Origin of the sequence: Pedococcus sp. 2YAF34, assembly GCF_052114585.1 — a bacterium.
Lineage (GTDB): Bacteria > Actinomycetota > Actinomycetes > Actinomycetales > Dermatophilaceae > Pedococcus.
The window spans coordinates 39,152-59,336 of sequence record NZ_JBFRFA010000013.1; the positions used below are offsets into that span (position 1 = coordinate 39,152).

Here is a 20,185-nt window from a genome sequence, read left to right on the forward strand (position 1 = left end):
TCCTGCGCCCAGTAGACGAGGACGCCCCAGGGCGCCCCCCAAGTGATGTTGAAGATGAAGATCACGAGGGTGAGGGTGCGGATGGGCGCGTTGCCGGCGATCCAGCGCAGCCCGTCGAGGATGTCGTGGCCGATGTGCTGCTCCGGGCGCGAGGAGGACTCCTCGCGGGGGAGCCGGACCCTGGCGAAGAGCACCGCCGCCAGCAGCAGGGCGGTGGCCTGCACCCCGAACGGCACCGCCGAGCCGAGGGCGAACAGGCTGGCGCCGACGGCCGGCCCGATGAACTGGTTCGCGACGAGGAAGCCGGACATCTGCCGGGCGTTGCCGATGCCGAGGTCGGCCTTGGGCACGATCATCGGCAGCACCGCGCGCCAGCCCGTGTCGGCGAACAGCTCCGCAACCCCCACCGCGAACAGCGTCACGAGCAGCAGCGCGATCGACACCGTGCCGGTGGCGATGGTGACGACGAGGACGGCCAGCACGGCCACCCGCACGAGGTTCGCCGTGAGCACGAGCCGCCGCCGGTCGACCCGGTCGGCGAGCGCGCCGGCATACAGGCCCAGCAGGAGGGTGGGCAGGTTCTGCACCATCGCCGCGGCGGCGATCAGGGCGGGGTCCCGCGTCAGCGAGGCGACGAGCAGCGGGCCCGCCGCGAGGGCGATCCCGTCGCCGAGCTGGCCCACCCACGACGAGGCGAGGTTCCAGCGGAACGGCACCCCCATCCGCGCAGGGGCCACCCACTCACCGAGGCGGGACAGGACGGGGGTCACAAGAGCGCGACCCTACCCCGGCCGGTATGGCGTGGTCGTCCCGGTTTCGGTGCGGCGCCCGCGCCTGCCCGGATTTCCCGATCACGCCGCCCTGCACGTACGATGGACGACGGTCATCGTGTGTTCGCACGCGGCGACCCAATTCGCGCGTCTTCCCACCTGTGACGAGGAACCTCCGAACAGGGGCGCACCACAGCAGTCCGGCCGCCAACGGCAGCCGGCGGGGTGCGTGCAGGCGCCAGGCAGGACCACGCCCCCATGGCGGGTCCGACGAAACTGACAACGACACATAGGAGACACGGCATGGCCGTCGTTACCATGCGCCAGCTCCTCGAGAGCGGCGTCCACTTCGGGCACCAGACCCGTCGCTGGAACCCCAAGATGAAGCGCTTCATCATGACCGAGCGCAACGGCATCTACATCATCGACCTGCAGCAGTCGCTGACCTACATCAACAACGCGTACGAGTTCGTCCGCGAGACCGTCGCCCACGGCGGCTCCATCCTCTTCGTCGGCACGAAGAAGCAGGCCCAGGAGCCCATCGCCGAGCAGGCGACCCGCGTCGGCATGCCGTACGTCAACCACCGCTGGCTCGGTGGCATGCTCACCAACTTCAACACGATCTCCAAGCGCCTCACGCGCCTCAAGGAGCTCGAGGAGCTCGACTACGACAACGTCGCGGGCTCGGGCTACACCAAGAAGGAGCTCCTGATCTTCAAGCGGGAGCGCGACAAGCTCGAGAAGACCCTCGGCGGCATCCGCAACATGGCCAAGGTCCCCTCGGCCGTGTGGATCGTCGACACCAAGAAGGAGCACCTCGCCGTCGACGAGGCGCGCAAGCTCGGCCTGCCGGTCATCGCGATCCTCGACACCAACTGCGACCCCGACGAGGTCGACTACAAGATCCCCGGCAACGACGACGCGATCCGCTCCGTCACGCTGCTCACCCGCGTGATCGCGGACGCCGTGGCCGACGGCCTCATCTCCCGCTCCGCCGGCAAGAACGGCGAGCAGGCCGAGGGTGTCGTCGCCGGTGACGAGCCCCTCGCCGAGTGGGAGCGCGAGCTGCTCGGTGGCGACGCCGCCAAGACCGCGGAGACCGTGGCCCCCGAGGCCGGCGAGACCGCTGCTGCCGACGCCCCCGAGGCTGCTGCCGAGGCGACCGAGGCCCCCGCCGAGGCGACCGAGGCCCCCGCCGAGGCGGCGGCCAGCGACGCCGACGCCAAGGCCTGAGCTTCCACCCGCACCTGCTGACAGAGAAGAGCTGAGACACACACATGGCGAACTACACCGCCGCTGACATCAAGGCGCTGCGTGAGTCCACGGGCGCCGGCATGCTCGACGTCAAGAAGGCCCTCGACGAGGCCGACGGCGACCGCGCCAAGGCCACCGAGATCCTTCGTGTGAAGGGCCTCAAGGGCGTCACCAAGCGCGAGGGCCGCACCACCTCCAACGGCCTGGTCACCGCCAAGGCCGAGGGCGGCACGGGCACCCTCGTCGAGGTCCTGTGCGAGACCGACTTCGTCGCGAAGGGCGAGAAGTTCATCGCCCTGGCCGACCAGGTCCTCGCCCAGGCCGTCGCCGCCGGTGCTTCCGACGCCGATGCGCTGCTCAAGAGCAACCTCGAGGACGGCCGCACCGTCCAGGAGCTGCTCGACGACGCCAACGCCACCATCGGCGAGAAGATCGAGGTCAAGCGGGTCGCCCGCGTCGAGGCCCCGGTCGTCGTGTCCTACCTGCACAAGACCAGCCCCGACCTCCCCGCCCAGATCGGTGTCCTCGTCGGCGCCGAGGGTGGCGACGAGCAGGTCGTGCGCGACGTCGCGATGCACGTGGCGGCCTTCAGCCCCACCGTGCTGACCCGTGACGAGGTCGACCCGACCACCGTCGAGAACGAGCGTCGCGTCGCCGAGGCCACCGCGAAGGAGGAGGGCAAGCCCGAGGCCGCCCTCCCGAAGATCGTCGAGGGTCGCGTCAACGGCTTCTTCAAGGAGAACGTCCTGCTCGAGCAGCCGTTCGCCAAGGACGCCAAGAAGACCGTCGCCAAGGTGCTCGAGGAGGCCGGCGCGACCGCGACGTCCTTCGCGCGCTTCCGCGTCGGCAGCTGACACCGGCTCCACCGGGGCCTGCTCGCCAGGCTCCACCGCAGCACACGAGGCCCGTCCCCTTCGGGGGGCGGGCCTCGCGCGTTGACGACGTACGCCGCGTGACGGGGCCGGCCGCGCGGCATACTGAGGTATGGGGAGAGCACGCAAGGCCACGCCGCCGCCACGGGACCACCCGCCGCGGGACTACACCCACCTGCCCGAGCGGGTCCCGCCGGAGCAGCTGCGGACGGTCCAGGACGTCGACCCGGCGCCCGACCCGCAGGGGGGCCGGGACACCGAGACCGAGTTCATGCTCCGGTACGCCGGGTTCTGAGCTCCGGCTCCGCCAGCGAGGCCAGGTCACGCCACCAGGCGATGCGGGTGGGCCGCCCGTCGTAGTCCTTGCGCTGGTTGGCGCCGCTCGTGCCCGGCAGCACGAAGACGTCCGAGGGTCCAAGGCCCCACGGCGCGATCCCGAGGCCCGGGGGACGGTGGCCCAGCGCCCGGGCCGCATGCGCGGCGGTGCCCTTGGCGGTGAAGGCGAGGAACGCCGGCTGCCACCTCTCGACGGCCTCGACGAGGCGGTCGATCTCGACCCAGCCCCGGCCGGTGTGGTGGTCCCAGTGGCCGACGAGGTCGGTCAGCCCCAGGCTGTGCTCCACGACCGTGTGGTCCTCCTCGGGCAGCAGCCGTCGCGGCGTGAGGCCGCTCAGGTGCGCGCTCTCCCAGAAGCTGTTGCCGGGCGAGGCGTAGTAGTGCTCACGGTGCTTGGTGCTCTCGGCCCCCGCCGTCCCGCAGAACAGGATGACGGGGTCCGAGCCCACGATGTCCGGCAGCACCTCCACGCGCGGGCCCTAGAAGATGTGCACGCGCTGCTCGGGGGCCAGCCACATGCCGTCGCCCTCGCGCACCCCGAACGCCTCGTGGAACTCGTCGCAGTTGCGCACCGCGTTGGCTCGGACCTCGGTCGGCGAGTGCGGGTCGATGGCCAGCAGGCGCTTGGCCTCCTCGGGGCGTGCCTTGCCCGACCAGACCTGCGCCCAGCCCACGAAGAAGCGCTGGGGGCCGGTGAGCCCGTCGAGCTCGGGGACGTGCTGGCCCTCGGTGGCGATGCGGTACGCGGCGTAGCCGATGGCCAGGCCGCCGAGGTCGCCGATGTTCTCGCCCACGGTCAGGGCGCCGTTGACCTTGTCCTCGGGGGAGGCCAGCGGCGACAGCTCGCTGAACTGGGCGATGAGCGCCTGGGTGCGCTCGTCGAAGCGGGCCCGGTCCTCCTCGGTCCACCAGTCGCGCAGCGCACCGTGGGCGTCGTAGCGCGAGCCCTGGTCGTCGAAGCCGTGGCCGATCTCGTGCCCGATGACCGCGCCGATCGCGCCGTAGTTGACGGCGTCGTCGGCGTCGAGGTCGAAGAACGGCGGCTGCAGGATGCCGGCCGGGAACACGATCTCGTTGAGCAGCGGGTGGTAGTAGGCGTTGACCGTCTGCGGCAGCATCATCCACTCGGTGCGGTCGATCGGGCCGCCGAGGTGGCCGAGCTGGCGCTCGAACTCGAAGACGTTGGCCCGCCGCACCGTACCCATCAGGTCGTCGTCGACCTCGAGCGCGGAGTAGTCGCGCCACACGTCGGGGTAGCCGACCTTCGGGGTGAACGAGGCGAGCTTCTCCATCGCCTGCTCGCGGGTCCGCGGCCCCATCCAGTCCAGCCCCTCGAAGGAGCGGCGGAACGCCTCGACGAGGTTGCCCACCAGCTCGAGCATGCGCTCCTTGGCGGCGGGCGGGAAGAACTCGGCGGCGTACAGCTGGCCCACGGCCTCGCCGATCGCGCCCTCGACGAGGGAGACGCCGCGCTTCCACCGGTCGCGGTTCTCGGGGAGGCCGGAGATGACGCGCCCGGAGAAGTCGAACTCGGCGTCGACGAACTCGCGGCTGAGCAGGGGAGCGGCGCCGCTGACGAGGTGGAAGGCGAGCCAGTCGCGCCAGTCGTCGATGATGACCTCGTCGAGCAGGACCGACAGCCCCTCGAGGAACTCCGGCTGGCCGACCACGACGTGCTCGAAGGCCTGCTTCGCCTTGAGGCCGCGCAGGTAGTCCTCCCACGGCACGTCCGGGGCGAGGTCCTCCAGCCCGTATCGGGTGTTGGGGTTGTAGCTCTTCACCGCGTCCCGCGTCGCGACGTTGTCCCAGTGGTGGCCGGCCAGGCGGGTCTCCAGGGCCACGACGCGGGCCGCGCGGGAGTCCTCGCCGGTCGACCCGTCACCGACCCCCGCGAGGGCCAGCATCCGGGCGACGTGCGGGAGGTAGGCCTCGCGGACCGCGGCGTGGCGCTCCTCCCGGTAGTAGGACTCGTCCGGGAGGCCGAGGCCGCCCTGGTGGAGGTAGAGGATGTAGTCCTCGGGGGACTTGGCGTCGGGCGCGACGTGCAGGCCCATGACGCCCGCCAGGCCCTGGCGCTGGAGCCGGCCCATGGTGAGGAAGAGCTCGTCGGTGCCGGTGATCTTGGAGATCGCGTCGAGGTCGTCGTCGATGGGCGTGCGGCCCAGCGCCTCGACCCGCTCCTCGTCCATGAACGCGCGGTAGAGGTCGCCCACCTTGCGGGTGGGGGAGCCGGCCTCGGCGGTCGTGTCGTCCGCGGCCCGGTCGATGAGGCGGCGGACCCGCTCGTCGGACTGCTCACGCAGCAGGTCGAACGTGCCGTAGCGGCCGCGGTCGCCCGGGATCTGCGTCTCGCGCACCCAGGTGCCGTTGGCGTAGCCGAACAGGTCGTCCTGGGGCCGGACCGTCTCGTCGCGGTGCCCGGGGAGGATGCCTGACCTCATGGTGCGTCTCCTTCGCAGATCGATGGCCCCACCCTGCCATGCGGCCGGGCGGCCCACGAACCGGTCGGCGGAACCGGTGGGCAGCACGTGGTGGGGCGCCGGGCGCAACGTGTGGAAGTATTCGGTGACCGCTCGCGCCACCCCCGCGCCACCCCCTCACCACCCAGGAGGATCTGTCGTGACTTCTGCCACCGAGCAGACCGCCCCAGCCGGATCGTCCGTCTCCCTGGCCCCCCACCCGCACCGCCGCGTGCTGCTCAAGCTCTCGGGCGAGGTCTTCGGTGGGGGCAAGGTCGGCCTGGCCCCCGACGTCGTGCGGCAGATCGCCCGGCAGATCGCCCAGTCGGTGCGCGAGGGCATCCAGGTGGCCGTGGTCATCGGCGGCGGCAACTTCTTCCGCGGCGCCGAGCTGCAGCAGCAGGGGATGGACCGCACCCGGGCCGACTACATGGGCATGCTCGGCACGGTCATGAACTGCCTGGCCCTGCAGGACTTCCTGGAGAAGGAAGGCATCGAGACGCGGGTGCAGACCGCGATCGCGATGGGCCAGGTCGCCGAGCCCTACATCCCGCGCCGCGCGATCCGCCACCTCGAGAAGGGGCGCGTGGTCATCTTCGGCGCCGGCGCCGGGATGCCGTTCTTCTCCACCGACACCGTCTCCGCCCAGCGCGCCCTCGAGATCAAGTGCGACGCCGTGCTCATGAGCAAGAACGGGGTCGACGGGGTCTACGACGCCGACCCGCGGCAGCACCCCGAGGCCACCAAGTACGACGAGATCACCTACTCGGACGCGATGCAGCAGGGCCTGCGGGTCGTCGACACGGCCGCCTTCAGCCTCTGCATGGACAACAAGCTGCCCATGGTCGTCTTCGGCATGGAGGGTGAGGGCAACGTCGTCAAGGCCCTGCGTGGTGAGAGGATCGGGACGCTGGTCACCCCGGGGTGAGTCGGCGACGACCCAGCCACCCGCACGACTGACCACCCACGACCGGCGATCCCCGCAGGGAGCGCCCAGAAGGAGCCGGACATGATCGAAGAGACCCTCCTCGAGGCAGAGGAGAAGATGGAGAAGGCCGTCGAGGTCGCCAAGGAGGACTTCGCGGGCATCCGCACCGGTCGGGCGACCCCGGGGATGTTCAACAAGCTGATGGTCAGCTACTACGGCGCGCCGACGCCGCTGCAGCAGCTCGCGTCGTTCCAGACGCCGGAGGCGCGCACCATCCTCATCTCCCCGTTCGACAAGTCGGCGATGCACGAGATCGAGAAGACCCTGCGCGACTCCGACCTCGGCGTCAACCCGAGCAACGACGGCAACGTCATCCGGTGCGTCCTGCCGCAGCTCACCGAGGAGCGCCGCCGCGACTACATCAAGCTGGCGCGCCACAAGGGCGAGGAGGCCAAGGTCTCCATCCGCAACATCCGCCGCAAGGCCAAGGACGAGCTGGACAAGCTGGTCAAGGACGGCGAGGTCGGCGAGGACGACGGCGCGCGTGGTGAGAAGGAGCTCGACTCCACGACCAAGAAGTACGTCGAGAGCGTCGACGAGCTGCTCAAGGGCAAGGAGGCCGAGCTCCTCGAGGTCTGAGGCGCTCGCTGCTCCTGCCGAGCACCGACGCAGCCCCTGACGCAGTCACGACGCAGCTCCTGCCCATGTCCGGACCCCAGTCCCGCAGCGCGCGCCACCAGGACCCCTCCGGCTCCGGTGACGGCGGTCGCGCGGCTGCGCGGGGAGCCTCCACGTCCCGGGCGGGCCGCAACCTGCCGGCCGCCATCGGGGTGGGGGTCGGGCTCGGCGCGCTGATCATCGTGTCGCTGGTCGTGCGCAAGGAGCTCATGCTCGTCATCGTGGTGGCGGCGGTCGGCGTGGGTGTGTGGGAGCTGCGCCGCGCGCTGCACCAGGTCTCGATCCTCGTCCCGCTCGTACCCAGCCTCGTCGGCAGCGTGAGCATGATCGTCTCCGCGTACGTCGGCGGCGGTGAGGCGCTGATCGTCACCCTCGGCCTGACGTGCGTGGGCATCCTGCTCTGGCGGATCGCCGACGGCGTGCTGGACGCCGTGCGTGACGTCGTCGGCGGGGTGTTCGTGGCGGTCTACCCGTCCTTCCTCGCCGGGTTCGCCGCCCTGATGCTGGCGCCCGACGACGGGGCCCGGCGGATCATCGTCTTCATCCTCGTGACCGTGCTCTCGGACGTGGGCGGCTACGCGTTCGGCGTGCTGTTCGGCCGCCACCCGATGGCACCGTCGGTGAGCCCCAAGAAGTCCTGGGAGGGTTTCGCCGGCTCGGTCCTGACCTGTGTGGCCGGGGGCGCGGCCGCCGTGGTCCTGCTCCTCGACGGACCCTGGTGGGGCGGTGCCGTCCTCGGTGCCTGCGTCGCGGTGGCCGCGACCGTGGGCGACCTCACCGAGTCGACGATCAAGCGCGACCTGGGCATCAAGGACATGAGCACGATCCTGCCCGGCCACGGCGGGGTCATGGACCGGCTCGACTCGCTCGTCCTCGTCGCCCCCGTCGCTTGGGCACTGCTCGCCTGGGTCGTCCCCGCCTAGGGCCGGTCCCGCTGAGCGGTTGGCGCTGCCAGCCGGGGATTGGGCGGTTCGGCGGCGGCCTGCGAAACTGGAGGGGCCATGACGACCTCCCTGCCCGAGCCCACGACCGCGCGTCCCGCCCCCGGTGCGCTGACCTTCACCGCGCCACGCCGCGGGAAGCCGCCGCGCCACCTCGCCGACCTCGACCCGGCCGAGCGCAAGGCCGCGGTCGAGGCGCTGGGCCACAAGGGTTTCCGGGCCAAGCAGCTGTCGACCCACTACTTCGAGCGGCTGGTGGAGTCGCCCGAGGACATGACCGACCTGCCCAAGGGCGTCCGCGACGACCTGGTGCGCGACCTGCTGCCGACGCTGCTCACACCGCACGTCCAGCGCACGGCCGACGACGGCATGACCGTGAAGTCGGCCTGGCGCCTGCACGACGGCGCGATCGTCGAGTCGGTGCTCATGCGCTACCCGAGGCGCGTCACCATCTGCATCTCCAGCCAGGCCGGCTGCGGGATGAACTGCCCGTTCTGCGCCACCGGCCAGGCCGGCCTGACGCGCAACATGTCGGCTGGCGAGATCGTGGAGCAGGTCGTCCAGGCCGCCCGGATGCTGCGCCGCGGTGAGCTGCCCACGGCGACCGGTGCCGCCGGGCAGGGCGGTGACTCCACGGCGTACGCCGACGTCGCCGAGCTCGGCGACGAGGACGGGGCGCCCGAGCCCACCGGCCCGACGCGCATCTCCAACGTCGTCTTCATGGGCATGGGGGAGGCGCTGGCCAACTACAAGGCGGCCATCGGCGCGATCCGCCGGCTCACCGACCCGGCCCCGGACGGCCTGGGCATGTCCGCGCGGGGCATCACCATGTCGACCGTCGGCCTGGTGCCGGCCATCGACAAGCTCGCCGCGGAGGGCATCCCGGTGACGCTCGCGCTGTCGCTGCACGCCCCGGACGACGAGCTGCGCAACGAGCTGGTCCCGATCAACACGCGCTGGAGCGTCGACGAGGCCCTTGACGCGGCACACCGCTACTACGAGGCCACCGGGCGCCGCGTGAGCATCGAGTACGCCCTCATCAAGGACATCAACGACCACGCCTGGCGCGCCGATCTGCTCGGGAAGAAGCTCAACGCGCGTGGCCGCGGCTGGGTCCACGTCAACCCGATCCCGCTCAACCCGACTCCCGGCTCGAAGTGGACCGCCTCGCGCCCCGGCGTCGAGCAGCAGTTCGTCGAGCGGCTGCGGGCCCACGGCATCCCCACCACGATCCGCGACACCCGCGGCCAGGACATCGACGGCGCCTGCGGCCAGCTCGCGGCCTCCACCGCCTGACCGGACGCCTCGACGGACGTCTGGACGGGCCCTTGACGGGGGCCACGCCGGGAGGGCGTGCCTACACTCGTGAGGTGAGCCCTCGTCGCGCAGCGGCCGCCCTCGCCGCAGCCGCCCTCCTGCTGGCCGGGTGCGCCGGCGCGCAGACCGGCGGCACGGGTCGGCCGGGGAACGCAGCGCCGGTCACGTCGTCCGGCTCGTCGGGTCACACCGACGGCCACGGCTCCGGGCAGCCGACGCATCCCTCGGCGCCGCTGGGCCCGGGCGAGCGCCTCGTCACGGTACGGATGCCCGCGGCGTACACCCCCAAGGCGCCGGCCGCCCCGGGCACCGACGACTACCGCTGCTTCCTGCTCGACCCCGGCATCACGGCGCCGTCGATGGTCACCGGCATCGACGTCCTGCCGGGCAACCCCAAGGTGGTCCACCACGTGATCCTCTTCCGGGTGCCCCCGGACGCCGTGGCGCGCGCCGAGGCCGTCGACGCGGCCCAGCCGGGACAGGGCTGGACCTGCTTCGGCGGCACCGGCATCGAGAGCCAGGGCAGCGGCCTCGAGGACGCGCCCTGGCTCGGGGCCTGGGCCCCGGGCGGCGGTGAGCAGGTGCTGCCGAAGGACCTCGGCCTGCCGGTCGAGGCGGGCTCGCGGATCGTCATGCAGGTGCACTACAACCTCCTGGCCGGGCACGACCCCGACCTCAGTGCGGCGCGCCTGCGGGTTGCGGCGGACGACGGCACGCGCACGGCGCTGCAGACGGTGCTGCTGCCCGGCCCGGTGGAGCTGCCGTGCCGCCCGGGCCGCACCGGCCCGCTGTGCGACCGCGCGTCGGCGGTCGCCGACGTCCAGCGCCGGTTCGGTGCCGAGGCGGGGTTCGCGGCCGACGCCCTCCACCTGTTGTGCGGCCCCATCCGGGCCTCGGGCACCCAGTCGTGCACGAGGACGGTGCGCCGGGCCGAGACGGTCCGGGCGGTCGCCGGCCACATGCACCTGCTGGGGCGGAGCATCACGGTCGAGGTCAACCACGGTAAGCCAGGTGCCCGCACGATCCTCGACCTGCCCGTCTGGGACTTCGACAACCAGGGCAGCCGACCGGTGTCACCCGCCGTGCACCTGGTGCCGGGGGACACCCTGACCGTCACCTGCCGCCACGACCAGTCGCTGCGCGACCGGCTGCCGGCGCTGCAGGGAGTCCCCGAGCGCTACGTCGTCTGGGGCGAGGGCACCACCGACGAGATGTGCCTCGGCATCGTGCTGGTGACCCGCCCCTAGGCTGGGCGCGTGCAGCAGAGCGCCCCCACCGCCCCCGAGCCCGGACGCGAGTTCGTCCTCACCGTCTCCTGTCCCGACCGCCGAGGCATCGTCCACGCGGTCTCCGGCGTGGTGCTCGAGCTCGCCCTGACGATCCTGGACAGCCAGCAGTTCGCCGACGCCACGTCGGGGGAGTTCCATCTGCGCATGCACCTCGTGCGCGAGGGCGACCCGATCGCGGTGGACGACGTCGACGCGGCGCTGCGCGACGTCGCCGGCAGGTTCGCCATGGAGTACGCCGTGCACGACCTCGCGCGCCGGCCCCGCGTCCTGGTCATGGTGAGCCAGCAGGGGCACTGCCTCAACGACCTGCTGTTCCGGGTGGAGAGCGGCTCGCTGCCCATCGAGGTGCCCGCCATCGTGTCCAACCACGAGGACTTCCGCGGGCTGGCGCAGTGGCACGGCGTGCCCTTCCACCACGTCCCCGTCACTCGCGCGACCAAGCCAGCGGCGGAGCAGGAGCTGCGCGAGCTCATCGCCCGCTACGAGGCGGACACCGTCGTCCTCGCGCGCTACATGCAGATCCTGTCCGCGGAGCTGTGCGCAGACCTGCCGGGCCGGGTCATCAACATCCACCACTCCCTGCTGCCGAGCTTCAAGGGAGCCAAGCCCTACACCCAGGCCCACGACCGTGGCGTCAAGGTCATCGGCGCCACCGCGCACTACGTCACGGCCGACCTCGACGAGGGGCCGATCATCGAGCAGGACTTCCGGCGCGTGGACCACCGCATGAGCCCGGCGCAGCTCGCCTCCGTGGGGCAGGAGCTCGAGGCGATGGCGCTCGCCCGGGCCGTGCGCTGGCACGCCGAGCACCGCGTGGTCCTGCGCGGCCGCCGCACCATCGTCTTCGACTGAGGCGCCGACCGGCCCCCGTGTCCGGTGACGGCGTCCGGTGACGGGGTCGCGCTAACGGGGGCGGGATCGCGGCTACCGGGGGCGGCCGTCGGCGGCGTGCTGGAGGGCGCGCAGGTAGCCCTGGGCGGCGACGCGCTGGCCCACCCAGGTGAGCGGGCCTCCGAGCCGGGTGAGCAGGGTGGCCGGGCGGGCGTAGGCGCGGATCACGGCATACACGTCGTCGCCGCGGCGCTCGACGAGGAAGCCCTCCTCCCCGCTCTCGGGGTGGCCGGCGAGCGTGCCGTAGCCGAAACCGGTGCGCCGGGAGTCCTCGACGGTCCAGACGACGCGGCAGGGCACGGGGAGGACCACCAGGCGGCTCAGGATCTCCACCCCGGTCGCGGCGCGGCGAGCCGTGGTCACGGGCCGCAGCCCGATCCCGCGCTGCGGCGCCCAGTGCATGAGGGCCGCGGCCGCCCGGGCGTAGGCCGCGTCGCCCGCCCCGATGCGGCGCTCCACCGCGAGGTGGTGGAAACCGGCCGGCAGCGGCCCGTCGAGGGTGAGCCCCTGCGGCGCGTAGGTGAGCGGCAGGTGGGCCAGGTCGGCGAGCTTCACGGGAGGGCCTCTCGGGTGGGGGTGGGCCGGTCACCCGGCGGAGCGTCAACACCCGCGGGTCCGGCGCTCGCGGCGTCGGCGCCCGACAGTCGGGCGGTCACGACGTCGGCGGCTTCCTGCACGCTGTGGACGAGGTGCACCACGCCGTCCATGTCCCGCCCACGGGCGAGCGCCGTCACCGCCGTCCACACGGGGACGGTGTCGGTCCAGTACTCGTGGCCGACCAGGACCAGCGGCGGGAGGGTCGCCCCGGGCAGGGCGTAGAACAGCGGGGTCACCGCCTGGAAGACCTCCTGCACGGTGCCGGCCGCACCTTCGAGCACGACCAGGCCGTGGGTCGACCGCGCGAGGAGGCCGTCCTCGCGCAGGGCGTTGGAGAAGTACTTGGCGATGCCGTCGCAGAAGACGCCCGGGGGCTCGTGGCCGTAGAACCAGGTGGGGATGCCGAGGCTGCGGCCCGACCCCGGGCCCAGGCCTTCGCGCACCTCGAGGGCCAGCTGCGCCCACCGGCCCACGTCGTCCCGGAACGACGGCACCGCCGCCAGCCGCGCCAGGGCGTCCTCGAGGTCGTCGTCCCGGGTGGCGTAGGCGCCCAGGTTGGCCGCCTCCATGGCCCCGGGCCCGCCGCCGGTCGCGACGACGAGACCGGCCCGGGCCAGCGTCCTGCCGAGCTGGGCGGCGTCCGCGTAGGCCGCGCGGCCGCGTTCGAGCGCGTGGCCACCCATCACCCCGACGACGGGCCGCCCGTCGACGAACTCGTCCAGGGCGTCGGTGACCGAGTCGTCGTGGATGGCGCGCAGCAGCGTCACGAAGGCATCGTGGTGAACCGCAGCCTCCCTGGCCCAGCGGTAGGCCCGGGCGTCGGGCGTCGCGGCATAGCCGCGGTCGGCCAGCCCGCGGTAGAGCTCGAGCGGGGAGTAGAGGCTCGCGCGGTAGGGGTCCACCGGCGCATGGGTGTCGGTGGGGAAGACCAGGGCGTGGTGGGCCCGCAGGTGCGCGTCGAGGGACTCTGACATCCGGCCCCCGAGCACCACGAGGCCCTCGACGTCGGTCCGCGCGAGGAGGGCCGCCTCACGGCCGGTCAGGTCGAGGTCCTGCAGCCGCAGGCCGCGCAGCGGGCGCCCCGACGCCAGGAGCGCGTCTAGGGCGGCGAGGCTCTCCACCTCACGGTGCCTGTCCCTGCCCTCGGCCGTCATGCCCTGACCCTACGGGTGCGCCCTTCAGAGGTTGCCGAGGACGCGGTCGACGGCGATCTCGATGACGACGCGCTCGGGGTTCTCGCGGGGCACGCGGTAGCGGGCGGCATACCGCCGCTCCGCGTCGGCGACCGACGCACGGTCGTCGAGCACCCGCGCCGGGCCCTCGAACGACAGCCAGTCGCGGCCGTCGACCTGGCACAGCACGGCCCGGGTGCCGGCGGCGGCGTTGCGGGCCTTGAGGCTCGACCCGCTGGTGATCACGCGCGCCACGAGCGACTCGGGGTCCCAGGTGAACCCCACCGGCACGACGTGCGGCGAGCCGTCGGGGCGCAGTGTCGTCAGCGTGGCGAGGTGACGGACGGCGACGAACTCGAGCGCGGCGGCCGACAGCTCGGCGGGGGGCGTGGACACGGGCCGAGTCTGCCAGCCGGGTCGGTACGGTGCCGGCCCCGCCCGACGGACCCCTCGGCTCAGTGGCCGGTCACCGCCGACAGCAGCCGCCCCAGCCGGGCAGGCCGTCCGGTGCGCGCCTCCTCCGCGTCCGCGAGGTGGGCCAGGCGGAGCCCGGCGTTGATGCCGACCCAGCGGGCGGGTTCGGGCTCCCAGCGCCGGCTCCGGTGCCCGACCCACGGCAGCTGCGTGATGGGCGTACGGCGCCCGAGGACGAGGTCGGCGAGGGTGCGGCCGGCCAGGTTGCTGGCCGCCACGCCGTCCCCGACGTAGCCCCCCGCCCAGCCGAGGCCCGTCGACGGGTCGTGACCGACGGAGGGGTGCCAGTCGCGGGCGATGCCGAGCGGACCTCCCCACGCGTGGGTGAACTCGACCCCGTCGAGCTGGGGGAGCAGGCCGGTCAGCGTGGCACGCAGGTCGGCGAAGACCGTTGCGTCGTGGTCGAACTCGGGCCGGATGCGCGACCCGAAGTGGTAGGGGGCGCCGCGTCCCCCGAACGCGAGGCGGTCGTCGACGGTCCGCTGGCCGTAGATGATGACGTGGCGGTGGTCGGCGAACACCTCGCGGTCGGCCAGCCCGATCTCGTCCCACGTCGACGCGGCCAGCGGTGCCGTGGCCACCATGAGCGAGTAGACGGGCGCGACCGTGCGGCGGTGCCCCGGCAGTCCCGGGGTCCACCCCTCGGTGGCGCGGATGACGTGCCGCGCGCTGACCTGCCCACCCCCGACGAGGCCGACCCGGCCGGGCTCGATCGTCGCGACCCGGATCCCTTCCCGGAGCTCGGCTCCCTGCCGCCGGACGGCGACCGCGAGGCCGTCGACGAGGCGTCGCGGGTGGACGCGGGCGCAGTACGGCGTGAACGTCGCCCCCAGCACCGACGAGGCGGCGAGACGCTCGCGCGCCTGCGCCGCGTCGAGCCACTGCGTCCCGGTGCCCCAGCCGTCGGCATGGGCGACCTCCGCCCTCGCCCGGGACACCTGGGCGGCCGAGCGCGCGAGCACCACGCTGCCGCCGCGGTGGTAGCCGCAGTCGATGCCAGCCGCTGCCGACGCCCGACCGACCTCGTCGACGGTGTCGCGGAGCTCGGCGAGCATCGCGGCTGCCGCCGCGCGTCCGTGGGCGCGGGCGAGGGTGTCGGGGCCGACCGGCCACAGGGCCGACACCCAGCCGCCGTTGCGTCCGCTGGCACCGAAGCCGACGTGCTCGGCCTCGAGGACCATCACCGACAGCGACGGGTCGGCGAGGAGCAGGTAGTGCGCGGTCCAGAGGCCGGTGAAGCCGCCTCCCACGACGACGACGTCGGCGTGGGAGGGCAGGTCGGACGAGTCGGCCCCGTCCGCCGGCACCGGGAAGTCCGGTGCGCTGGCGTACGGGGCCTGCTCGCCCGCACCCTCCGACCAGAGGGGCAGGGTCACGACGGGCTCAGAGGTGCTGCTCGGCGTCCTTGAGGACGGACCTCAGCCGGCTCTCGATGTCGTCGAACTCGGGCTGGCCGATGATCAGCGGCGGCGCGAGCTGGATGACCGGGTCGCCACGGTCGTCGGCGCGGCAGTAGATGCCGGCGTCGAACAGGGCCTTGGACAGGTAGCCGCGCAGCAGCCGCTCGGACTCCTCGTCGTTGAACGTCTCCCGCGACTCCTTGTCCTTGACGAGCTCGATGCCGTAGAAGTAGCCGGCGCCGCGGACGTCGCCGACGATCGGCAGGTCGAGCAGCTTCTCCAGGGTCGCCCGGAACCGCGGGGCGTTCTCCTTGACGTGGTCGTTGAGGCCCTCGCGCTCGAAGATGTCGAGGTTCTCCATCGCCACGGCGGCGCTGACCGGGTGGCCACCGAAGGTGTAGCCGTGCGGGAAGTAGTTGGTGCCCTTCTTGAACGGCTCGAACAACCGGTCGCTGGCGATCATCGCGCCGATGGGGGAGTACCCGGACGTCATGCCCTTCGCGCAGGTGATGATGTCGGGCACGTAGTTGAAGTCGTCGCACGCGAACATGGAGCCGATGCGGCCGAACGAGCAGATGACCTCGTCGGAGACGAGCAGCACGTCGTACTCGTCGCAGATCTCGCGGACGCGCTCGAAGTAGCCGGGCGGCGGCGGGAAGCAGCCACCGGAGTTCTGCACCGGCTCGAGGAAGACGGCTGCGACGGTGTCGGGGCCCTCGAACTCGATGGCCTCGGCGATGCGGTCGGCGGCCCAGCGGCCGAACGCCTTCTCGTCCTCGCGCAGGTGCTCCGGGGCGCGGTAGAGGTTGGTGTTCGGGACCTTGAAGGCGCCGGGCACGAGCGGCTCGAACATCTCCTTGGCCGCCGGGATGCCGGTGATGGACAGCGCGCCCTGAGGGGTGCCGTGGTAGGCGACGGCCCGGCTGATGACCTTGTGCTTGGTCGGCTTGCCGGTGAGCTTGAAGTACTGCTTGGCGAGCTTCCACGCGGTCTCGACGGCCTCACCGCCGCCGGTGGTGAAGAAGACGCGGTTGAGGTCGCCGGGAGCGCCCGCTGCCAGGCGCTCGGCGAGCTCGATGGCACGCGGGTGGGCGTAGGACCACAGGGGGAAGAACGCGAGGTCCTTGGCCTGCTTGGCGGCGGCCTCGGCGAGCTCGACGCGCCCGTGGCCGACCTGCACGACGAAGAGCCCGGCCAGGCCGTCGATGTACTCGTTGCCGCGGTCGTCCCAGATCTTGTGGCCCTCACCGCGCACGATGATGGGGACGCTGTGGGCCAGGCCGCCCTCGCTGCGGTCCTCGAAGACCGAGTGCCGCGTGAAGTGCATCCAGAGGTGGTCACGGGCCGCCTCGGAGTAGAGCGCCCCGGTGGGGGTGCGCAGGTCGGAGGACGGTTCGTAGGCGGCGGTGGGCTCAGTGGTCATCGGGTACCCCAGTTGTAGTGCTGCTTGTTGAGTTTCAGGTAGACGAAGGTCTCGGTCGTCTGCACGCCGGGAAGCGTGCGGATGCGGGTGGTCAGGAGCTCCAGCAAGTCGTTGTCGTCCTCGCAGACGACCTCGGCGAGGATGTCGAAAGACCCGGCCGTGGTGACCACGTAGTCGACCTCGTCCATGGCCGACAAGGCGTCGCCGACCGGGGTCAGGTCCCCGTCGACGCGGATGCCGATCATGGCCTGGCGGCGGAACCCCACCTGGAGAGGGTCGGTCACCGCGACGATCTGCATGACCTCCTGGTCGAGGAGGCGCTGCACGCGCTGGCGCACCGCCGCCTCCGACAGTCCGACGCGCTTGGCGATCGTGGCGTAGGACTGCCGCCCGTCCTCCTGCAGCTGCTCGATGATCGCCTTCGACACGTCGTCGAGGCGCACGTCGGAGCCGTTGCCGGGGGTGCGGGTCACGCCGCCATGGTGTCGGTCGCCGCCGTTTGGCGCAAGTCCCCGCGCTACGGAATCGGTTGCCGATTCGGCTCGATGGTTTCGTTTTCAGCATTCTCTGCGCGAGAACCTAGTGGAATCAGCGGGGGTGCGGTTACAGTGCAGCCACCGGAATCCGTACCCGAAACGCATGGGAGTGACAGTGACCGCCACGTCAGAAGCCGCGACCGCGAGCCCCGCGGGCCCGCGCAGGCTGCGCAACTTCATCGACGGCCAGTACGTCGACGCGCAGACGGACGCCACGTCCGACATCGTCAGCCCCGTCACCGCCCAGGTGGTGGCCAAGGCCCCGGTGTCCACCGCCGAGGACGTCGACGCGGCATACGCGTCGGCCAGCAGGGCGTTCGAGGAGTGGGGCCGGACGACCCCCAGCGAGCGGCAGCAGGCGCTCCTGAAGTTCGCCGACGCGATCGAGAAGCGGGCCGACGAGTTCGTCCGGCTGGAGTCGGAGAACACCGGCAAGCCGCATGCCCTCACCGCGAGCGAGGAGCTGCCGCCGATGGTGGACCAGCTGCGGTTCTTCGCCGGGGCCGCCCGCGTGCTCGAGGGCCGCGCGGCGGGGGAGTACATGAGGGGCCACACGAGCTGGGTACGCCGTGAGCCCATCGGCGTCGTCGGCCAGGTGACGCCGTGGAACTACCCGATGATGATGGCGGTCTGGAAGATCGGCCCGGCGCTGGCCGCCGGCAACACCATCGTCCTGAAGCCGTCGGACACCACCCCCGAGACGACCCTGCTCATGGCCGAGATCGCCTCGGAGTTCCTGCCGGCGGGCACCTTCAACGTCGTGACCGGCGACCGGGACACCGGCCGGGCGGTGGTCGAGCACCGTACGCCGTCGCTGGTGGCCATCACCGGCTCAGTGCGGGCGGGTATGCAGGTGGCCGAGAGCGCGAGCCACGGCCTCAAGCGCGTGCACCTCGAGCTCGGCGGCAAGGCTCCCGTCATCGTCTTCGACGACGCCGACATCGAGGCCGCCGTCGAGGGCATCGCCGTGGCCGGGTACTTCAACGCCGGCCAGGACTGCACCGCGGCCACCCGCGTCCTCGCGGCCCCGCACATCCACGACGACTTCGTCGCGGCCCTGGGGGAGTACGCCAAGACCTCGGCCAAGGTGGGCCTGCCCGACGACGAGGACGCGCTCCTCGGCCCGGTCAACAACCGCAACCAGCTCGAGCGGGTCGAGGGCTTCCTGTCCCGCCTGCCCGACCACGCCTCGGTCGCAGCCGGTGGCCAGCGGCTGTCCGCCCTCGGCGACGGGTTCTTCCTCGAGCCGACCGTGCTGTCGGGGCTCAACCAGGACGACGAGGTCATCCAGGACGAGATCTTCGGCCCGGTCATCACGGTCCAGCGGTTCACCGACGAGCAGGAGGCCATCCGCTGGGCCAACGGCGTCGACTACGGCCTCGCCTCCAGCGTCTGGACCAAGGACTTCGGCCGGGCCATGCGGGTGTCCAAGGCGCTCGACTTCGGCTGCGTCTGGATCAACACCCACATCCCGATCGTGGCCGAGATGCCGCACGGCGGGTTCAAGAAGTCGGGCTACGGCAAGGACCTGTCGATGTACGGCTTCGAGGACTACACCCGCATCAAGCACGTCATGGCCAACATCGACAGCTAGACCGGCAGCAGAGAGAAGATCACATGGCACAGCCGACCGAGCACCTGGCCTTCAAGGCGGCGCTCGCACGTGGACTCGTCAGCCGTCGCGGTTTCATGGCAGGGATCGGTGGCCTCGGCGTCGCCGGCGCCCTCTCCAGCTGTGGCGTCAAGGGCCGCAACCCCGGGGCGCGGGGAGCGGCGGCCACCACACCGGTGGCGAAGGCGGCCCAGGACCTCTCCGCCTCGGAGAAGGTCATCAACTGGTCGAACTGGCCCGAGTACATCGACGTGGACGACAAGACGCAGCGGCGGCCGTCGCTCGACGAGTTCACGAAGAAGTTCGGGATCAAGGTCAACTACACCGAGGACTACAACGACAACGACGAGTTCTACGCCAAGGTGCGGCCGCTGCTGGCCGCCGGCAACGACACGGGTCGTGACGTCTGGTGCAGCACGGACTGGATGGTGGCCCGCCTGATCCGACAGGGGTTCGCGCAGCGGCTCGAGCTGGCCAACATCCCGAACCACAAGAACATCGAGGACAGCCTGGTCACGGTCGAGTTCGACCCGGGTCGGCTCTACTCCATGCCGTGGCAGAGCGGGTTCGCGGGAATCGCTTACAACCCCAAGGCAACCGGTGGCAAGAAGGTCGAGAGCGTCGACCAGCTGCTGACCGACCCGGCCCTCAAGGGAAGGGTCACGCTGCTCACCGAGATGCGCGACACGGTGGGGCTGGTCATGCTCGCGATGGGCAAGAAGCTCGAGACCTTCACCGAGGCCGACTACATGGCCGCGATCGACGAGCTGAAGAAGGCCAAGGACGCCGGCCAGATCAAGGGCTGGACCGGCAACGAGTACACCAAGCCACTGGCGTCGGGCGACACCGCCGCCTGCGTGGCGTGGACCGGTGACGTCGTGCAGCTGCAGGCCGACAACCCCTCGCTCGGCTACGTGCTGCCCGAGACCGGGTGCACGTTGTGGTCGGACAACTTCGTCATCCCGGCCATGGCCAAGCACAAGAAGAACGCCGAGGTGCTCATCAACTACTACTACGAGCCGGCGGTCATGGCGCAGGTCGTGGACTACGTCAACTACATCTCGCCGGTCCGCGACACCAAGCAGATCCTCGAGAAGGCTGACCCCGACATCGCGAAGAACCCCCTCATCTTCCCCGACGAGAAGACCCTGTCCCGAGCCCACGTCTTCCGTGGGCTGACGTCCGCCGAGGAGACCAAGTTCAACGCGGCCTTCTCCGAACTGACGGCGAGCTGAC

The 20,185-nt window shown here is 71.7% G+C and carries 19 protein-coding genes and 1 pseudogene; 11 read left to right on the plus strand and 9 right to left on the minus strand.

Annotated elements, in window-relative coordinates:
- Positions 1-44: 44 nt before the first annotated feature.
- Positions 45-722, minus strand: a pseudogene (locus AB4Z02_RS09225) (MFS transporter); the annotation flags it as partial.
- 351 nt (positions 723-1,073) lie between these two features.
- Between AB4Z02_RS09225 and rpsB the strand changes: the two are divergent.
- The 3 genes from rpsB to AB4Z02_RS09240 all read left to right on the plus strand — a co-directional run bounded on the left by rpsB (position 1,074) and on the right by AB4Z02_RS09240 (position 3,191).
- Complete coding sequence (rpsB, locus tag AB4Z02_RS09230) at positions 1,074-2,003, plus strand: 30S ribosomal protein S2 (RefSeq protein WP_441970491.1); 930 nt, start codon at positions 1,074-1,076, stop codon at positions 2,001-2,003.
- Positions 2,004-2,047: 44 nt separating this feature from the next.
- Positions 2,048-2,878 (plus strand): translation elongation factor Ts, encoded by an 831-nt coding sequence (gene tsf / locus AB4Z02_RS09235; protein WP_441970493.1) that lies wholly within the window; start codon positions 2,048-2,050, stop codon positions 2,876-2,878.
- A 130-nt stretch (positions 2,879-3,008) separates the two neighbouring features.
- A complete protein-coding gene (locus AB4Z02_RS09240; protein WP_441970495.1) occupies positions 3,009-3,191 on the plus strand; it encodes a heme biosynthesis protein HemY in 183 nt (60 codons plus the stop codon).
- On the opposite strand, the gene AB4Z02_RS09245 is transcribed toward AB4Z02_RS09240, so the two are convergent.
- Complete coding sequence (locus AB4Z02_RS09245; protein WP_441970497.1) at positions 3,166-3,702, minus strand: mismatch-specific DNA-glycosylase; 537 nt, start codon at positions 3,700-3,702, stop codon at positions 3,166-3,168. The two genes, AB4Z02_RS09240 and AB4Z02_RS09245, sit on opposite strands and share 26 nt — an antisense overlap.
- A gap of 9 nt (positions 3,703-3,711) precedes the next feature.
- The gene (locus AB4Z02_RS09250; protein WP_441970498.1) at positions 3,712-5,673 is read right to left on the minus strand and encodes a M13 family metallopeptidase; all 1,962 of its coding nucleotides are present in this window, start codon (positions 5,671-5,673) and stop codon (positions 3,712-3,714) included.
- Positions 5,674-5,899: 226 nt separating this feature from the next.
- Here AB4Z02_RS09250 and pyrH point away from each other — a divergent pair, with 226 nt between their 5' ends.
- The 6 genes from pyrH to purU all read left to right on the plus strand — a co-directional run bounded on the left by pyrH (position 5,900) and on the right by purU (position 11,696).
- Positions 5,900-6,619, plus strand: coding sequence for a UMP kinase (gene pyrH / locus AB4Z02_RS09255; protein ID WP_056884124.1), 720 nt, complete (start codon positions 5,900-5,902; stop codon positions 6,617-6,619).
- 81 nt (positions 6,620-6,700) lie between these two features.
- The gene (gene frr / locus AB4Z02_RS09260; protein WP_056883663.1) at positions 6,701-7,258 is read left to right on the plus strand and encodes a ribosome recycling factor; all 558 of its coding nucleotides are present in this window, start codon (positions 6,701-6,703) and stop codon (positions 7,256-7,258) included.
- Positions 7,259-7,323: 65 nt separating this feature from the next.
- Positions 7,324-8,220: a phosphatidate cytidylyltransferase gene (locus AB4Z02_RS09265; RefSeq protein ID WP_056883664.1), complete on the plus strand. Its 897-nt coding sequence runs from the start codon at positions 7,324-7,326 to the stop codon at positions 8,218-8,220.
- 78 nt (positions 8,221-8,298) lie between these two features.
- Positions 8,299-9,534, plus strand: a complete 1,236-nt coding sequence (gene rlmN, locus AB4Z02_RS09270) for a 23S rRNA (adenine(2503)-C(2))-methyltransferase RlmN (protein WP_056883665.1) — start codon at positions 8,299-8,301, stop codon at positions 9,532-9,534.
- 74 nt (positions 9,535-9,608) lie between these two features.
- Positions 9,609-10,802 (plus strand): monooxygenase, encoded by a 1,194-nt coding sequence (locus tag AB4Z02_RS09275; protein WP_441970502.1) that lies wholly within the window; start codon positions 9,609-9,611, stop codon positions 10,800-10,802.
- A gap of 9 nt (positions 10,803-10,811) precedes the next feature.
- Positions 10,812-11,696 (plus strand): formyltetrahydrofolate deformylase, encoded by an 885-nt coding sequence (gene purU / locus AB4Z02_RS09280; RefSeq protein WP_056883666.1) that lies wholly within the window; start codon positions 10,812-10,814, stop codon positions 11,694-11,696.
- Positions 11,697-11,768: 72 nt separating this feature from the next.
- Here purU and AB4Z02_RS09285 read toward each other — a convergent pair whose 3' ends face one another.
- Genes AB4Z02_RS09285 through AB4Z02_RS09310 form a run of 6 tightly spaced genes read right to left on the minus strand, consistent with a single transcriptional unit; the run spans position 11,769 to position 17,274 of the window.
- The gene (locus AB4Z02_RS09285) at positions 11,769-12,290 is read right to left on the minus strand and encodes a DUF1990 family protein (RefSeq protein WP_441970504.1); all 522 of its coding nucleotides are present in this window, start codon (positions 12,288-12,290) and stop codon (positions 11,769-11,771) included.
- Entirely contained in the window at positions 12,287-13,486 is a 1,200-nt protein-coding gene (locus tag AB4Z02_RS09290; protein ID WP_441970506.1) for an LOG family protein, read from the minus strand. Before AB4Z02_RS09290 ends, AB4Z02_RS09285 begins: the two co-directional genes overlap by 4 nt.
- Positions 13,487-13,510: 24 nt before the next feature.
- Positions 13,511-13,900 (minus strand): pyridoxamine 5'-phosphate oxidase family protein, encoded by a 390-nt coding sequence (locus tag AB4Z02_RS09295; RefSeq protein WP_441970508.1) that lies wholly within the window; start codon positions 13,898-13,900, stop codon positions 13,511-13,513.
- Positions 13,901-13,959: 59 nt separating this feature from the next.
- Positions 13,960-15,354 (minus strand): NAD(P)/FAD-dependent oxidoreductase, encoded by a 1,395-nt coding sequence (locus tag AB4Z02_RS09300; protein WP_441970510.1) that lies wholly within the window; start codon positions 15,352-15,354, stop codon positions 13,960-13,962.
- A gap of 7 nt (positions 15,355-15,361) precedes the next feature.
- Entirely contained in the window at positions 15,362-16,801 is a 1,440-nt protein-coding gene (locus AB4Z02_RS09305) for an aspartate aminotransferase family protein (RefSeq protein WP_056883670.1), read from the minus strand.
- On the minus strand, positions 16,798-17,274 hold the full coding sequence (locus AB4Z02_RS09310) for an Lrp/AsnC family transcriptional regulator (protein ID WP_056883671.1): 477 nt from the start codon (positions 17,272-17,274) through the stop codon (positions 16,798-16,800). Before AB4Z02_RS09310 ends, AB4Z02_RS09305 begins: the two co-directional genes overlap by 4 nt.
- 166 nt (positions 17,275-17,440) lie before the next feature.
- On the opposite strand from AB4Z02_RS09310, the gene AB4Z02_RS09315 reads away from it, so the two are divergent.
- Positions 17,441-18,931 carry a gamma-aminobutyraldehyde dehydrogenase gene (locus tag AB4Z02_RS09315; protein ID WP_441970513.1) on the plus strand — a complete coding sequence of 497 codons (1,491 nt, stop codon included), beginning with the start codon at positions 17,441-17,443 and terminating at the stop codon, positions 18,929-18,931.
- A 23-nt stretch (positions 18,932-18,954) separates the two neighbouring features.
- On the plus strand, positions 18,955-20,184 hold the full coding sequence (locus tag AB4Z02_RS09320; RefSeq protein ID WP_441970515.1) for an ABC transporter substrate-binding protein: 1,230 nt from the start codon (positions 18,955-18,957) through the stop codon (positions 20,182-20,184).
- Position 20,185 lies beyond the last annotated feature (1 nt).

What these genes read in the sequence shown, in the direction of transcription:
- rlmN (WP_056883665.1), top strand. Translation starts at nt 8,299, where the DNA reads ATGACGACCTCCCTGCCCGAGCCCACGACCGCGCGTCCCGCCCCCGGT.
- AB4Z02_RS09305 (WP_056883670.1), bottom strand. Translation starts at nt 16,801, where the DNA reads ATGACCACTGAGCCCACCGCCGCCTACGAACCGTCCTCCGACCTGCGC.
- AB4Z02_RS09265 (WP_056883664.1), top strand. Translation starts at nt 7,324, where the DNA reads ATGTCCGGACCCCAGTCCCGCAGCGCGCGCCACCAGGACCCCTCCGGC.
- AB4Z02_RS09250 (WP_441970498.1), bottom strand. Translation starts at nt 5,673, where the DNA reads ATGAGGTCAGGCATCCTCCCCGGGCACCGCGACGAGACGGTCCGGCCC.
- tsf (WP_441970493.1), top strand. Translation starts at nt 2,048, where the DNA reads ATGGCGAACTACACCGCCGCTGACATCAAGGCGCTGCGTGAGTCCACG.
- AB4Z02_RS09290 (WP_441970506.1), bottom strand. Translation starts at nt 13,486, where the DNA reads ATGACGGCCGAGGGCAGGGACAGGCACCGTGAGGTGGAGAGCCTCGCC.
- AB4Z02_RS09320 (WP_441970515.1), top strand. Translation starts at nt 18,955, where the DNA reads ATGGCACAGCCGACCGAGCACCTGGCCTTCAAGGCGGCGCTCGCACGT.
- AB4Z02_RS09315 (WP_441970513.1), top strand. Translation starts at nt 17,441, where the DNA reads ATGGGAGTGACAGTGACCGCCACGTCAGAAGCCGCGACCGCGAGCCCC.
- rpsB (WP_441970491.1), top strand. Translation starts at nt 1,074, where the DNA reads ATGGCCGTCGTTACCATGCGCCAGCTCCTCGAGAGCGGCGTCCACTTC.
- frr (WP_056883663.1), top strand. Translation starts at nt 6,701, where the DNA reads ATGATCGAAGAGACCCTCCTCGAGGCAGAGGAGAAGATGGAGAAGGCC.
- AB4Z02_RS09240 (WP_441970495.1), top strand. Translation starts at nt 3,009, where the DNA reads ATGGGGAGAGCACGCAAGGCCACGCCGCCGCCACGGGACCACCCGCCG.